Here is a 13,776-nt window from a genome sequence, read left to right as displayed (position 1 = left end):
AGTGACCACTTCGTCATCTTGGCCGAGGCGCTCAGCCGGGTGAGCCGTTCTGCTCAGCTTCCCTGCGAGTCTGTGCTTCGTCCGCGGGGAGTGCCCCGCGTTGAACAGTTGAACTTGCGTCCCGGGCAACGCGGCGGAGCCGCTTGTCGGAAACTGCTCGTTCCCCAACCGCCCGCGGCGTCCATGCGTTGAGGTCCTCCTCGCTGAACCCTGTCTTGGACGGCCGTCGCTTGGTGCTGATTCCCGTAACGCCGTGTGCCAGGCGGCGCGTAGTCAGCAGGAAGCCGGTATGGGCGACCATCCGGTGATCCGGGCGTACCGCGAGTCCTTCCAGATGCCAGCCACGAACCATCGATTCCCAAGCCTCAGGCTCTGTAAACCGGCCGTCTGCGCGGATTGCCTCGGCCGTCCGGGAGAGCTGTGTCACGGTGGCAACATAGTTGATCCACACACCGCCGGGAGCGAGAACCGTTGCTACGGATTCGAGGCATTCCCAGGGCGCGAGCATGTCCAGCACAACCCTGTCCACACTGCCGGGCGCCTCCTGTTCGAGGACCTGTTCCTGGAAATCCCCAAGCGTTATTTTCCAGGCGGGGTGCTTGCCGCCGAATATGGTTTCAACATTGCCTTTCGCAATATCTGCGAACTCCTCGCGGCGCTCGAAGGAGTGCAGGTACCCGTTGTCACCCACGGCCCGGAGCAATGAGATAGAGAGTGCGCCTGACCCTACACCGGCTTCGACAACACGGGAACCGGGATAGATGTCGGCCATGGTGACTATCTGGCCGGCGTCCTTCGGGTAAACAACCGCAGCTCCGCGGGGCATCGACAACACGAAGTCCGAGAGCAGCGGTCGCAGCGCCTGGTATGGAGCCCCGGTGGTATTAGTGACGATGGTGCCCTCGGATGCACCGATCAGCTGGTCGTGGTTAAGGAAACCCTTATGGGTATGGAAAGCGCCGCCGGGTGTAAGGGTGATGGTGTTCATTCGCCCTTTCTCGTCCGTGAGCTGCACCCGTTCACCGGGCCGAAACGGTCCACGGCGGGCAGCGGCACCGTGAGGCTGCTGCCCGGTCTCGGTGTCGGGGTGACTTGTGTTCATGAAGAATCCTCCGGGGTTCCTTCGGACAGTTGTTTGCCGTCCGATGCTTCTGTTGAAGAAATGCCGCTAGAGGTGCGAGCGACCGGTGATTGCAGCTATGACAACGGCCTGCTGCAGCAAACCTGTGACTGTCCCCTGCCGGTCCGTAACGGCGTATTCGCTCCCGGCCAGGCGCGCAAGGTACTGAACGAGTTCCTGGCCCTCAGCGATTTCGGGTACGTAGGCTCCCGGCGCGAGCGCTCGGGCAACGGCATTGGCAGGTGTCGCTGCGGCCTGCGATTCAGGAACCGCCATCAGCGCACCTGAATCCACGACTGCTTCCGGCAGACCCGCCGGACTTGTCAGGACCACCGCGACTCCCGGGCGGTCACCAAGCACCCGACGGACCTGCTGCACGGAGCTACCGGCGAGCATGCCGACCGCGGGATGCTTCAGTCTGCCGGCGCTTACTTCAGGCAGGCGTAGACGCATCCGGGCATTAGTGATGGCTGAGCTCGCGCCGAGCCAAAGAAAACCGCCCATGACGACGGCTACCAGCACGGTGGTGGCGCTGGGTTGAGCACCGCGGATCAGCGGTACAAGAACGACGACCACGATCAACCCGACGGCGATCACACGCCCGGTCCAGCCTGCTGCGACCGTGCCCTTCTCCTGACTACCCGTTGCTTGCCAGACGGCCGACTCGACGATCCGGCCGCCGTCGAGCGGTAGCCCTGGTAGCACGTTGAAGAGCGCCACGAGGAAGTTCGCCCAGACGAGAATGTTCGCGAGGAGATTCGCTACTCCGGAGGGCTCTATGAGGAGCAGAGCCACCCAACCGATCAACGCGATCACGAAGTTGGCGGCGGGCCCGGCTAGCGCCACGATGAGCGACCGTCCGGGGCTGGCCGCGAAATTCTCGAACTGGGTATGCCCGCCCCAGAGGTTCAGGACGATCCGTGTGGTTGGCCAGCCGAAGACCCGCGCCGAGAGTGCATGCGCGAGTTCATGGACCAGGACCGAGGCCGCCAGCAGTACCGCATATGCCAGTGCCACCCCATACGCGCCCAAGCCGATACCCGGATATAGCTCTGCCACCTGCGGGCCGAACACGATGACGACAAACGCAGCGATGATGAACCAGGACCAGGCGAGGACTACGGGGATGTCCCAGAGCCGACCGAGCGGGATGCCTTCGCGTCGGGCAGCTCCGTGCTGGGCGGGCCGACTCATGCTTTGCGTCCTCTCGACGATACCGCCGGTGACGAAGACTGGACGAGATCCTCAAGATCACCAACGGTTCGCCCAGCCAACGTCGCCCACTCATGGTCCGCCGAATCTGTCGGCAGGGCGACCATGTGCGGAACGCCGAGCGCAACAAGACCCGCGGCTCTTGCGGAGGCGATTCCAGGGATTGAATCTTCGATCGCGACAACACGCGATTTATCCAGCGACCGTGAGTTCCCCAGACCGTCGAACGCGAGTTGGTACGCCTCGGGATCCGGTTTGCCGCGGGTAACCATGTCCCCTGTCACGAGTAATTCGAACGTACCAACGGGGAGCTGGCGTGCAACTTCTTGCGCGAGAAGCTGTTCGGACATGGTGACCATTGCGCACGGTATGCCGTTCTCACGAAGGGCAAGAAGCAATTCCCGGGCTCCCGGCCGCCATGGCACTGATACGCGCACCCGCTCGGTCACCCGCCCGATGAGATGGTCGATGATCTCACGCACGCTCAGGCTTACCCCGGCAGCTTGCAGCACACCGGCGGAGAATGTGAGCGATTGGCCGACCAGGCCGGTAGCCTCCTCATCGGACCAGGAACCGCCGTGGGCGTTAACCAGTTCGTGCTCCGCCTCGATCCAGTACGGCTCAGTGTCAACGATTGTTCCGTCCATGTCCCATAGGACAGCCTGTAGATACTCCAACGCTGGCCCTCGTCCGACCGTCCCGCCAGCACTGTTTGAGGGCGCAGTTGTATTGCCGGGAGGGGTGACCATACCTCAAGTCTACGTGCCCTCTTGTCTGCATTCGGCGGGTCCGCTCTCCGCGAAGCCGTCCCGTATCGCCTGACAGGGCTATGGGCAGAGGTTTAGGGTGAAACGGTGAGTACCTTTGATGACGCCCAGCCCGCGGGCATACGCGGTATGTTCGCCGAGAACGGTGGTGAGCGCCGGGTCACTGTGATGCTCGCCGCATTCGAGGGGTGGAATGACGCCGGTGAGGCTGCGAGCGATGCATTGAAGTTTCTCGGCAAGCATTGGAACGGCGAGAAAATCTCCACCATCGACGCCGACGAATTCTACGACTTCCAGTTCACCCGTCCCGCCATCAAGCGCAACAGCTCGGGCCAACGTCGTATCGAGTGGCCCACCACAAGGATCAGCCGGGCATCGGTATCTCAAAGTAACCTTGACATCATCCTCGTTCACGGCGTTGAGCCATCCTACAAATGGCGCGCCTATACGGCGGAGCTCGTGGGCATGGCAAAAGAACTCGAAGTGGATTGCCTTGTGCTGGTGGGAGCGCTGTTGGCAGATGTGCCGCACACCCGTCCTATCCCCGTGACAGTCTCAACAGATGACGATCAGGTGCGCACCACACTCAACGTCGAGTCATCCACTTATGAGGGGCCCATCGGCATCGTCGGTGTCCTGGCCGAAGTGGGACAGTTGGCAGACATTCCCACCCTTTCGATGTGGGCTGCCGTGCCTCACTATGTCGGTCAGTCACCTTCGCCCAAAGCCCAGCTGGCGCTCCTGAACCGGCTTGAGGAACTTCTGCATGTCAGTCTTGATACCCATGTCCTTGCCGAAGAGTCGGAGGCTTGGGAGCGAGGCGTGGATGAATTGTCCACTGAAGACCCCGAGGTAGCGGCGTACGTTCGCCAGCTCGAAGAGGCCAAGGACACCGCGGACCTGCCTGAAGCGAGTGGGGAGTCGATAGCCAGGGAGTTTGAACGCTATCTGAAGAAGCGGCGGAAGGATTAGTCCTTCAGCCTGACCCCCAACAGGGCGTCGAACGCCGCTGCTGCCAACCGGGCGCCGTCGTCGGTTCCTTTTTGATGCGCGGTCAGGGTGCACCATTTATCCACCGCAAGCAGCGCGCCGGGTGCATCAAGGTCGTTCGCCAGTGCGCCCCTGATACTTCCCAGCAGGTCCTCGACTGACCCTACTGTTGCTGTGCCTAAAGCAGCACGCCACGCATCGAGACGCGCTCCGGCGGCGCGGAGGCCCTCGGCGGTCCAGGACCAGTCGGAACGGTAGTGGTTGGCAAGGATGGCAAGACGGATGGCAGCGGGATCGGTACCTGCCTGGCGGAGCGCCGAAACCAGAACGAGGTTGCCCTTCGACTTGCTCATCTTCTCGCCGTCGAGGCCGACCATTCCCGCGTGCGCGTAATGCCCTGCAAGAGGCCGCCCCGAGATGGCCTGGGCGTGACCTGAACTCATCTCGTGGTGGGGAAACATGAGGTCTGCTCCCCCGCCCTGTACGGCGAACGGCGTCTTGAGGAACTGCAGCGCGATGACTGAACACTCAATATGCCACCCCGGCCTCCCCCTACCGAGGGATGCAGCTTCCCAGGACGGCTCTGATTCCCTGGCCATCCGCCACAGGAGTGGATCCAGCGGGTTTCGCTTGCCGGGCCGATCGGGATCACCACCACGCTCTCGGAAGAGCGGAAGCATCTGATCCGTGGTCAGGTGTGAAATGAACCCCGGCCTCCACTCCGCCTCTGACGACTCGCTGGTTCTCGCGGCCGCGCCATCAACGGAGAAGTAGATATCGCCGTCGGGCTCGGAGTCGGAGCCTGGAACGCGGTAGGCGAGATTCGCTGCCAGGAGGGATTCGATCACTGGGACGATTGAACCTATTGATTCGACGGCGCCAACGTAGTGCGCAGGGGCCAACACGTTCAGGGCCTCCATGTCCGTGCGGAACAGGTCAGTCTGCGATTGCGCCAGTTCGGTCCACTCGACGCCGGTGGCCGCGGCACGCTCCAGCAGGGGGTCGTCAATGTCCGTGACATTCTGCACGTAGTTGACCTCGGCGCCGGCATCCCGCCATAACCGGTTCAACAGGTCGAAAGCGACATACGTGGCCGCATGGCCCATATGCGTGGCGTCATACGGTGTTATGCCGCACACGTAGAGGCCCTGCTGCGGATCATGGGGAAGCTCGACCAGCGTCTCCTTCGCGCTGTCCCACAGGCAAATGGCGGCTGAAGAGCCGGGCAGATTGGGTACGGAGCGGGAGTTCCAAGAAATCACGGTTCTACCTTACGGGCTGGCAGATCAGTGATCGTGTCCCAATGAGGGTGGGACATATCACGCACTGATGACGTTGAACCCCAGCAGAAGAAAGAGAACCAGCCCCAGACCGATCCGATACCACACAAAGACTCCATAGCTGCGGGTGGAAACGAACTTGAGGAACCAACCGATGATGACGTAACCCACCGCAAATGCGATCACCGTCGCCAGCAGGGTCTCACCGGCACCGTAGGGTCCGGGCGTACCGGCGCTCTTGTAGAGCTGATACAGCCCGCTGCCGAAGACAGCCGGAATCGCCAAAAGGAAGGAATATCGAGCAGCGGCTTCCCTGGTATAGCCCATGAGCAGGCCTGCCGTAATGGTCCCCCCGGACCGCGACACGCCGGGGACCAGCGCCAGCGCCTGGGCTAGACCGTAGAAAATGCCGTGCCGGTACGTCAGCCGGTCCAGAGTCAGCTGCTGCCGGCCGTAGGCATCGGCGATCGCGAGAAAGACACCGAAGACCACGAGCATGGTCGCGACCAACCACATACTCCTGAAGGTGCTCTCGATCTGGTCCTGGAAGAGCAGCCCGAGGATCACGATCGGGACACTGCCGAGAATGACAAGCCAGCCCATCCGGGCGTCAGGGTTGTTACGCGGCACGGATCCGGTCAGGGAGCCGAACCATGCGCGGATGATTCTCATGATGTCCCGCCAGAAGAAAACGACGACGGCGGTTTCAGTACCCAATTGGGTGATCGCAGTGAACGCCGCACCCGGATCCTGTGCCCCGGGCATCAGCTCCCCGACAATGCGCAGATGCGCACTCGATGAGATTGGCAGGAACTCGGTAAGGCCCTGAACAAGGCCCAGGACGGCCGCTTCAATCCAATTCACAGATAAGACCCTACGTCACGTGGAAGGGTCCGCTGACGCTCGGCGCGGGACCCTCGGCCAGTAGCGCCCACCGGCCTCCCACCCCTCGCTGACGCTCGGCGCGGGACCCTCGGCCAGTAGGCTTAGGCGTATGCAGTCGCGAAATGTGGGCAGTAGCGGACAGCCGGTATCCGTGCTTGGTCTCGGAACGATGACCTGGGGAATAGACGCGGATGAGGAAAGCGCCCGAGAACAGCTCAGGGTATTCGCCGAGGCAGGCGGCACACTACTGAGTACCGCCGCGCGGTACTCAGACGGCCGGTCGGAAGCAATCCTCGGTTCGCTGCTCGGAGACGTCGTGGCGCGATCAGAAGTAGTGCTGGCCGTACTCGGAGGAACACCACGACGCTGGGCAAACGGACAGAGCGACGCATCGCGAAAAGGTCTGCTCGATTCACTGGACGCCTCACTGTCGCGGCTGGGAACTGACAGTGTCGACTTCTGGATGGCCCCTTCGGGAGGCGCCGACGTACCGGTCGAAGAGACCCTTTCAGCCCTCGAAAGCGCCTACCGCTCCGGGCGTGCGCGGTATGTCGGGCTGACCAATCATGCAGGCTGGGAAATCGCGCGGCTGTGTGCCACGGCCGGGTTTCCGGTGACGGTGCACGAGACTGAGTACTCCCTGTTGAACCGGCGCGTTGAAGCGGAAGTGCTGCCGGCGTCGTCGGCCCTTGGCGTCGGTACCTTTGCCTGGGCGCCGCTCGGGCGTGGGGCCCTGACCGGCAAGTACCGATCGCAACTCCCCTCTGATTCGCGGGCAGCATCCGATACCTGGGCACCCTACGTCGAGACCTACCTGAGCGGACGGGCCCCGCGCATCACCGACGCAGTGTGCACGGCTGCGCGTGGACTGGAGCTCACTGCGCATGAGGTTGCGCTTCGATGGCTGGCGCATCGTCCGACGGTTGCGGCGGTCCTGCTGGGAGCGCGAACGGGCCAGCAACTCAAGGAGCTGCTCGGATCTTCTCTCGCTGCGCTGCCCGCACAGATTTCAGACGTTCTGGACGAGGTTTCGGCTCCGCGCTGAGTCACCTCGCGGCGCGCGGTACTTGCTCGTCTTCCTCTTCCTCGTCGTCGTCCTCATAGATGACGAGAGGAGTGACTTCACCATGGGCTTCGTACAGCGATTCCTCATAGGATTCGAACGCGTCAGCGATAGATAGGTAAGCGGCTTCGACCGCCGGATCGTCGTCTCCGCGCCTGGATGCAGCGGCAGCGAGATGTTCTTCGAGGGCGGACACGAGCGATTGCAATGCGACACGCGGATCGATGCTCATGCTCTAGACGTTATCGGTAAAGTGAAGCAAATTGGAGGGAAATGCGCGAACAATTTCTGAACTCGACCGCCATCCGGAAGCGCGATTACGGGCGCCAGTATGAGTATCTGGTGGTCACGGTCAACGCGGGCGAACCGCTGTCTGCCGCGCGCCAGCTTCTGACCGAACACGCCGAATACGGCAAGTGGGAACTCGAGCGCAGCTGCATTTACACCGGCGGGCACAGACGTTTCTGGCTCAGGCGCAAAGTCCTGCGGGTACAGCGCACAGCCTGAACTCGCTGCCCAGTCCCGGGATGCCTACGGCGGGTTTCAGTCGAGCCACGCACTTGCCACGGTGCGCCGGGCAGATTCCCGGGACGAAGGGTGGTAGCGCCCTGCCGCCACATCGCGCGCCAATCGACTGAGTTCGCTGCCGCGGGAATAACCCTGACCTCCTGCCAGTGTGCGCGCCCCCTCGACGAGGTCCTGCGCGGAACCAGTCGCGTGAAGCTTGAGCGCGACCAGCTTCGCGAACCAGCGCCCGTTGTGTTCCATCTGGTTGTCGATGTCTTGCGCGAGCAGGCGAAGATGGGCATCGAGTGCTTCCCAGTCGATCGCTGCATCCGCCACCGCAGCCCTGATTTCCGGGCGATCAACCATTGGGGTGCCGTCCATGCCGGGATTTCGATCCTCCACAGCAGAGACAGCCAGCTCCAACGCCCTGTCCGCTATGCCCGTGTACACGGCACTGATTAGTGTTTCGAAGGCAGCGAAGATCGCGAAGATGAGCGGATCGCGGTTGGGACCTACGGGCAGGTGCCGGAAAATCTGCTCTGCAGGTACGACGACGGCGTTCAGCCGCGTGGTATGGGATTGCGTGGCGCGCATGCCGAGCGTGTCCCAGTCCTCGAGGATCTCCACGCCTGGGGTGCCGCGAGTGATGAAGCCGTGTACCAGCTCTTCATCTTCCGAACCAATGGACTTTCCGAACACGCCGAGGCGGGTCCAGACGGGCGAAAGGCTCGTGAAGATCTTCGTACCGGTGAACTCATACGCGCCGTCATCGCGTTGCTGGGCCAGCGTCCTGGAATCGAACAGCACGGAGTCATTTCCCGGCTCCGAAAGGCCGAACGCGAATACTTCGCCGGCAGCGGCCTCGCGCAGGATGAAATCCAGGGACGGATCCCCGCCCTGCCGGAGCAGCCTTGCGACCGCCGTCCAGACAAGGTGCATGTTGACAGCCAGCGCCGTCGCCGGGGCCGCCGCGGCCAGGCGCCGCTGGCAGGCGACGGCCCCCGCCATCCCCAGCGCCGCGCCGTCGTCGTCCTTGTCACAGAACAGGCGCAGGTAACCGCGGTCCACCAGCTCGTCGAAATCTTCCTGGCAGAACACGTTCCGGGCGTCATAATCTGCCGCCCGCCCCCGGAACCGCTCGAGAAGTCCGTCGGGCAGGATGTCCTCGGGGAGGGCGGTCATCAGCTGGTGCGAAGCAGACGGTGGAGTACCCGTGAGCCGAAACGCAGTGAGTCAGTGGGCACCCGCTCATCAACGCCGTGGAACATGCCGGTGAAGTCCAGCTCGTCCGGGAGCCTGAGCGGCGCGAACCCGTAACCGGTGATCCCCAACCGGCTCAGGGATTTGTTGTCCGTACCGCCCGAAAGCGTATACGGGAGAACCTTCGCTTCCGGATCCTCGGCCAGCAGCGCGTCGACCATCGAATCAACGAGGTTGCCCGCGAAGGGCACCTCCAGCGAAACGTCCTTGTGCTCGTACGTGACATCGACTCCCTCGCCGGCGAGTTCCTTGATGGTTGCCAGCACGTGCTCCTCCTGGCCGGGAAGCGTGCGAACGTCGATCAGGGCTTCGGCAGTTCCCGGGATGACGTTGTGCTTGTACCCGCTCTTCAGCATTGTCGGGTTGGAGGTGTTCTGCAGCGTTGCCCCGACGAATCGCGCAACGGTGCCGAGTTCCTTCAGGAGACGTTCGGGGTTCTCGGCGTCGAATTCGACGCCGGTCAGTTCGGTAACACCATCGAGGAACTGCCGGGTGGTCGGCGTCAGCTCGATTGGCCATGGGTGTTCACCGACACGCGCAACCGCCCGCGCCAGCCTGGTTACCGCATTGTCGGTATTGATTTGGGATCCATGCCCTGCACGCCCATGCGCCACGAGGCGCAGCCAGGAGATTCCCTTTTCGGCTGTCTGCAGCAAATAGGTTCGCTGACCGCCGATGTTCGCGGAGAATCCGCCGACCTCGGAGATGGCCTCGGTTGCACCGTCGAACAGTTCGGGTTTGTTGTCGACCAGCCAGGAAGCGCCGTAATTACCTCCCGCCTCCTCGTCTGCGAAGAAAGCGAAGATAAGGTCCCGTTTGGGGCGGGTGCCGTCGCGCTGCATCGAGCGCAGGACGGAAAGGATCATGGCGTCCATGTCCTTCATATCCACCGCTCCCCTCCCCCAGATCAGCCCGTCCTTCTCCTCCGCGCTGAAGGGATCGACGCTCCAATCCTCTTTCTGGGCTGGAACGACGTCGAGATGGCCGTGGACTACCAGTGCGGGCAAGCTGGGATCGGTACCCTCCATGCGTGTGAGCACTGAGGCGCGTCCAGGAGCAGACTCGAACAGTTGCGCGTCCAGGCCCACCTCCTCGATCAGACCGGCGGTGTATTCGGCAGCTTCCCGTTCGCCGGGGCCCTCGTTGTTCCCGAAGTTCGAGGTGTCGATTCGGATAAGGTCTCGGCAGATGCGGACTACTTCATCTTCGGGGGCGATGCCCATCTCGGAACCTCCATAGGTAGTGGCTGTCCTCCCAGCGTACCTACCCCGAATGGCGCAGTCCGCGCGGCCGTGTGATCTCGCGCACAGCGCGCTGGTTTTCGACCATTGTTGCCCCAGGCCATGGCTAATCTTGAAGCTGTCAGCGCCATCCAGGCGCCGAGCATCCAACTTCGCTGGGGAGAACATGAAGATCACCAAGCTTGCGGCTGTTGCCGCCGTCGCCATTGCTGCCCTTACCGGGTGTGGCGGGTCAACCGAATCGTCCGACTCGACGTCGAACACGGCGCCCACCCCTGCAAGCTCCACCGCGCCCGCGCAGAACATCGCAGCGCCGTCCACTAATGACCTCATGAGCGAGCCCACGGCCGCAGGCGCGAAGGCTTTCCTGCACCACGCTTTCGAATTGAAGTCCTACGCGCAGCAAACCGGAGACATCGAGCCCCTTCTGGCCTCACTCGACGGCGCTGAGGCGGCTGCTGCGGATGCTGAAGCCATCAAAGCTATTTACGACGACGGCGGCTGGATTCTCGGCGGTCAGCCCAAGGTGAAGCAGATCGTCATCACCACCCCTGCCGAAGAGGTTGCCGAGGGCACGGAAGTTGACGCGCTTATTCCTGTCAATCCTGATGCCTACACGTCCTTCAACGAGGCGGGCGAAGTGCAGGAAACACGCCCGTTTGACCCAGCCGGTTCAATGTACTCAGCCACCGTTGTCTACTCGGACGGTGCGTGGAAGGCCACCTACCTGGAAGAAACACCGGACGCGGAGCTACCGGCCACCGAGTAGCCCTCTGCTCCAATGACGAGCGCCTGCCCTCCTCGAGGGCAGGCGCTCTTTGTTTAGGGCGCGGAGCAGTGGAAAGACACAAAAAAACCCCGGGAAACCCGGGGTTTTTCGTTGTGCGCGGAGGGGGACTTGAACCCCCACCCTCAATAAGAGGACTAGCACCTCAAGCTAGCGCGTCTGCCATTCCGCCACCCGCGCAGGTGGTGTTTTCGAAGCGAAATTTCCTTGGGAAACGCTCGAAAGCAGCGAGAAAAACTCTAACACGAGAGCGCCTCAAGAACTTAATCGGGGACGCTCATCGCAGCAGATCTGCGATTGCGCGGATGCCCGTGTACGTCTCCTCGAACGACGTCGACAGGGGCGAAAGACCGAGGCGGAGGCCATCGGGGTTTCGGAAGTCGGGAATGACCCCGTCGTTCCATAGTTCAGGCAGCATTGTCTTGAACGCCGGGTGGTCGATCGTGATGTGGCTACCGCGCTGCTCTGGGTCCAGGGGCGACGCGATCCGCACGCCATGGGCACCCATCAGTTCCTCCACGCTCTCGACGGCGAACGCCGTCAACTGCAACGATTTTTCCCGGACTCTAGTCATGCCCACCTCTTCCAGGAGGTCCAGCATGTCCTGCATGGCCACCATGCCGAGGATCGGCGGAGTTCCGGAAACCAGGCGACGGATCCCCTCTGCCGGCTCGTACGCGGTTCCCATGCCGAACGGGTCGGCGCTTCCAAGCCAGCCATGGATCGGCTGCTGTAGGTCGCCAAGGTGACGGTGCGCCACATACGCCCACGCGGGAGCACCTGGACCGCCATTGAGGTACTTGTAGCTGCAACCCACCGCGAAATCGACATCCCACGCATCCAGCTCCACGGGAACCGATCCCACGGAATGGCTCAGGTCCCACACAACCAGCGCTCCAGCCTCGTGGATGGCACGGGTAATGCCTTCCATGTCCGCTATATGTGCCGACCGATAGGCGACATGGCTCAGTACGGCGACGGCGGTATCCGGGCTTAGTGCCGCAGCCACACCGGCAGAGGTGGGACCGGCGTCGTGCTCTGCTTCCACCCAGCGCACGTTCAATCCGCGGTCGGCCGCTATCCCCTCGACGATGAAGCGGTCCGTGGGGAAATTGTCCCGGTCGATCACAATTTCAGTTCGGCCAGGGCGGGCCGCGAGGGCTGCTCGGACCACCTTGTACAACATGACGCTGGTGGAGTCTGCGACGACGCACTGGCCTGCCGCGGCACCGAGCGCCACGCGACCTATCTGGTCGCCGAGCCGTGCCGGGAGTTCCAACCAGCCCTCATCCCAGCCGCGGATAAGGCGCCCGCCCCACTGGCTCCGAACGAAGTCCGCCAGGCGGTCCGCGGTTGCCGTCAACGGCCGCCCAAGGGAGTTACCGTCGAGGTAGGCAGGGATCCCGCCGTCGTCGTGCCCTTGAAAAAGCCGGCGATACCGCGCGAGCGGATCCTGTGCGTCCAGGGACCGGGCGAGCGTGAGCCGTGAGTCGGAATGCATGGCTTCAGTCTAGGTCGCGCTCATGAAACCGGGCGTACCAAAGGAGCCCCCTCCCGCTGCTGTTCGGGAGGCGGCTCCTGGCTTCCTGCGATGAAGTTACCGGTTCGAAGCGGTGGTGTAGGCCGTCTGGATCGACGATCCGAAGTACGGTCCGTACATCACGTTCTTCTGGATGTTGTAGCCGAAGCTGTTCACGGAGTTCTGGGTACCGCCCGAACCGGAGCCCACGAACCACGGGCCGCCGGAGGAACCACCGGTCATGTCGCAAGGGATCCCCTGCGACTGCGTGCCGCCGAATCGGTCAGCTGAGGCACGGCCGGCGCAGCTCTTCAGCGTCTCGCCGTTGAAGGGGCTGGCGGCCGGGTAGCCGTAAGCGGTGTAGGAGAGCCCGCGTGCGAGGTTGAAACCGATCTTCGATGCGCCGACGGCTGCTGCCAGGGTCTTGCCGTCCTGCGGCCCGACAACGGCGAAGGCACCGTCATAGCTGATGTCGTTGCGTGAGATCCACTCGCTGGTGGAATGGAGCGATGTGGCAGACCACATCCCGTATGGCGCGTCTCCGTTGTTGTAGGCCGGTACGAAGACGAACTTGCTGGCCCAGCCCGCGTTGATGTCATACGTGCAGTGGCCGGCCGTGGCAACTGTGCTCTGGTTGGCGCTCTGGACTGAATTGGCTGAGCACACGTAGTTCTGGCCGCCGAGGGTGAAGAACACCTTCCCGATGTGTGAGACCGGAGCAGGGCTCCCTGCCCGCTTGCTTGGTGCTGCCTTCTTCTCGGGTGTCGCCTTGAGCGTGCCTGCACCGGCCTTGGGCATGACCGAGCGACCCTGCTCAGCCCATCCCTGCGAGTTGATGGTGTTGCCCGGCTTGGCGTTCTTCATCCGTTCGGGCGTCCAGTAAGCCTCAAGGGATTCCTGCGTTTCGACCTGGACGTGGGTAACCGTGGCGCCCTGTGCCTCCAGCGGTGCCTGCGGGGCTGCGTTGGCAGCACCACCGGACATGAGAGCCGTTGCGACCAGCGTCGATGCTGCCAGCACGGTTGCCTTCAAACCTCGTGAATTCACGAAATTCCTCATTTCGATCGTATGAAGCGTCAGCGGTAACTGACCCCTGGAGTCTGCCCTCTTCGAGACAAAGATCACAATTTGAAAACAACATCTGG

Annotated in this window: 14 protein-coding genes and 1 tRNA gene; 4 read left to right on the top strand and 11 right to left on the bottom strand. The window is 62.7% G+C overall.

Annotated elements, in window-relative coordinates; translation table 11 throughout:
- Window positions 1-31: 31 nt before the first annotated feature.
- The 3 genes from BJ994_RS07205 to BJ994_RS07195 all read right to left on the bottom strand — a co-directional run bounded on the left by BJ994_RS07205 (window position 32) and on the right by BJ994_RS07195 (window position 3,081).
- Window positions 32-1,102 (bottom strand): tRNA (adenine-N1)-methyltransferase, encoded by a 1,071-nt coding sequence (locus BJ994_RS07205; RefSeq protein ID WP_167992909.1) that lies wholly within the window; start codon window positions 1,100-1,102, stop codon window positions 32-34.
- Between the two features lie 66 nt (window positions 1,103-1,168).
- Window positions 1,169-2,314: a site-2 protease family protein gene (locus tag BJ994_RS07200; protein ID WP_167992907.1), complete on the bottom strand. Its 1,146-nt coding sequence runs from the start codon at window positions 2,312-2,314 to the stop codon at window positions 1,169-1,171.
- Window positions 2,311-3,081, bottom strand: a complete 771-nt coding sequence (locus BJ994_RS07195) for an HAD family hydrolase (RefSeq protein WP_167992905.1) — start codon at window positions 3,079-3,081, stop codon at window positions 2,311-2,313. The genes BJ994_RS07200 and BJ994_RS07195 overlap by 4 nt, the downstream gene beginning before the upstream one ends.
- Window positions 3,082-3,228: 147 nt before the next feature.
- Between BJ994_RS07195 and BJ994_RS07190 the strand changes: the two genes are divergently transcribed.
- The gene (locus tag BJ994_RS07190; protein ID WP_167995909.1) at window positions 3,229-4,071 is read left to right on the top strand and encodes a proteasome assembly chaperone family protein; all 843 of its coding nucleotides are present in this window, start codon (window positions 3,229-3,231) and stop codon (window positions 4,069-4,071) included.
- Here BJ994_RS07190 and mshC read toward each other — a convergent pair.
- Window positions 4,068-5,351 (bottom strand): cysteine--1-D-myo-inosityl 2-amino-2-deoxy-alpha-D-glucopyranoside ligase, encoded by a 1,284-nt coding sequence (gene mshC / locus BJ994_RS07185; protein ID WP_167992903.1) that lies wholly within the window; start codon window positions 5,349-5,351, stop codon window positions 4,068-4,070. The two genes, BJ994_RS07190 and mshC, sit on opposite strands and share 4 nt — an antisense overlap.
- A gap of 57 nt (window positions 5,352-5,408) precedes the next feature.
- A complete protein-coding gene (locus tag BJ994_RS07180; protein WP_167992901.1) occupies window positions 5,409-6,233 on the bottom strand; it encodes an undecaprenyl-diphosphate phosphatase in 825 nt (274 codons plus the stop codon).
- A gap of 130 nt (window positions 6,234-6,363) precedes the next feature.
- Here BJ994_RS07180 and BJ994_RS07175 point away from each other — a divergent pair, with 130 nt between their 5' ends.
- Complete coding sequence (locus BJ994_RS07175) at window positions 6,364-7,299, top strand: aldo/keto reductase (protein ID WP_167992899.1); 936 nt, start codon at window positions 6,364-6,366, stop codon at window positions 7,297-7,299.
- A gap of 1 nt (window position 7,300) precedes the next feature.
- Here BJ994_RS07175 and BJ994_RS07170 read toward each other — a convergent pair whose 3' ends face one another.
- Entirely contained in the window at window positions 7,301-7,549 is a 249-nt protein-coding gene (locus BJ994_RS07170) for a hypothetical protein (protein ID WP_167992897.1), read from the bottom strand.
- Between the two features lie 41 nt (window positions 7,550-7,590).
- Here BJ994_RS07170 and BJ994_RS07165 point away from each other — a divergent pair, with 41 nt between their 5' ends.
- Window positions 7,591-7,824 carry a DUF5703 family protein gene (locus BJ994_RS07165; protein WP_167992895.1) on the top strand — a complete coding sequence of 78 codons (234 nt, stop codon included), beginning with the start codon at window positions 7,591-7,593 and terminating at the stop codon, window positions 7,822-7,824.
- 36 nt (window positions 7,825-7,860) lie between these two features.
- Here BJ994_RS07165 and BJ994_RS07160 read toward each other — a convergent pair whose 3' ends face one another.
- A complete protein-coding gene (locus tag BJ994_RS07160) occupies window positions 7,861-9,006 on the bottom strand; it encodes an acyl-CoA dehydrogenase family protein (RefSeq protein WP_167992893.1) in 1,146 nt (381 codons plus the stop codon).
- Window positions 9,006-10,307 (bottom strand): M20/M25/M40 family metallo-hydrolase, encoded by a 1,302-nt coding sequence (locus BJ994_RS07155; protein WP_167992891.1) that lies wholly within the window; start codon window positions 10,305-10,307, stop codon window positions 9,006-9,008. The genes BJ994_RS07160 and BJ994_RS07155 overlap by 1 nt, the downstream gene beginning before the upstream one ends.
- Window positions 10,308-10,491: 184 nt before the next feature.
- Between BJ994_RS07155 and BJ994_RS07150 the strand changes: the two genes are divergently transcribed.
- A complete protein-coding gene (locus BJ994_RS07150) occupies window positions 10,492-11,094 on the top strand; it encodes a DUF6318 family protein (protein WP_167992889.1) in 603 nt (200 codons plus the stop codon).
- 114 nt (window positions 11,095-11,208) lie between these two features.
- On the opposite strand, the gene BJ994_RS07145 is transcribed toward BJ994_RS07150, so the two are convergent.
- The 3 genes from BJ994_RS07145 to BJ994_RS07135 form a co-directional block, all read right to left on the bottom strand.
- A tRNA-Leu gene (locus BJ994_RS07145) sits at window positions 11,209-11,292 on the bottom strand.
- Between the two features lie 97 nt (window positions 11,293-11,389).
- Window positions 11,390-12,613 (bottom strand): kynureninase, encoded by a 1,224-nt coding sequence (locus BJ994_RS07140; RefSeq protein WP_167992887.1) that lies wholly within the window; start codon window positions 12,611-12,613, stop codon window positions 11,390-11,392.
- Between the two features lie 96 nt (window positions 12,614-12,709).
- The gene (locus BJ994_RS07135) at window positions 12,710-13,678 is read right to left on the bottom strand and encodes a trypsin-like serine peptidase (protein ID WP_167992884.1); all 969 of its coding nucleotides are present in this window, start codon (window positions 13,676-13,678) and stop codon (window positions 12,710-12,712) included.
- Window positions 13,679-13,776 lie beyond the last annotated feature (98 nt).

It is taken from the genome of Arthrobacter pigmenti (assembly GCF_011927905.1).
Taxonomy (GTDB): Bacteria; Actinomycetota; Actinomycetes; order Actinomycetales; family Micrococcaceae; genus Arthrobacter_D; species Arthrobacter_D pigmenti.
This window is presented reverse-complemented; position numbering and strand designations above follow the sequence as displayed.

Bases quoted from the DNA above. Each gene is read 5' to 3' on its own strand.
- BJ994_RS07205 (WP_167992909.1), bottom strand. From the start codon at position 1,102: ATGAACACAAGTCACCCCGACACCGAGACCGGGCAGCAGCCTCACGGT.
- BJ994_RS07200 (WP_167992907.1), bottom strand. From the start codon at position 2,314: ATGAGTCGGCCCGCCCAGCACGGAGCTGCCCGACGCGAAGGCATCCCG.
- BJ994_RS07195 (WP_167992905.1), bottom strand. From the start codon at position 3,081: ATGGTCACCCCTCCCGGCAATACAACTGCGCCCTCAAACAGTGCTGGC.
- BJ994_RS07190 (WP_167995909.1), top strand. From the start codon at position 3,229: ATGTTCGCCGAGAACGGTGGTGAGCGCCGGGTCACTGTGATGCTCGCC.
- BJ994_RS07175 (WP_167992899.1), top strand. From the start codon at position 6,364: ATGCAGTCGCGAAATGTGGGCAGTAGCGGACAGCCGGTATCCGTGCTT.
- BJ994_RS07170 (WP_167992897.1), bottom strand. From the start codon at position 7,549: ATGAGCATCGATCCGCGTGTCGCATTGCAATCGCTCGTGTCCGCCCTC.
- BJ994_RS07165 (WP_167992895.1), top strand. From the start codon at position 7,591: ATGCGCGAACAATTTCTGAACTCGACCGCCATCCGGAAGCGCGATTAC.
- BJ994_RS07160 (WP_167992893.1), bottom strand. From the start codon at position 9,006: ATGACCGCCCTCCCCGAGGACATCCTGCCCGACGGACTTCTCGAGCGG.
- BJ994_RS07155 (WP_167992891.1), bottom strand. From the start codon at position 10,307: ATGGGCATCGCCCCCGAAGATGAAGTAGTCCGCATCTGCCGAGACCTT.
- BJ994_RS07150 (WP_167992889.1), top strand. From the start codon at position 10,492: ATGAAGATCACCAAGCTTGCGGCTGTTGCCGCCGTCGCCATTGCTGCC.
- BJ994_RS07140 (WP_167992887.1), bottom strand. From the start codon at position 12,613: ATGCATTCCGACTCACGGCTCACGCTCGCCCGGTCCCTGGACGCACAG.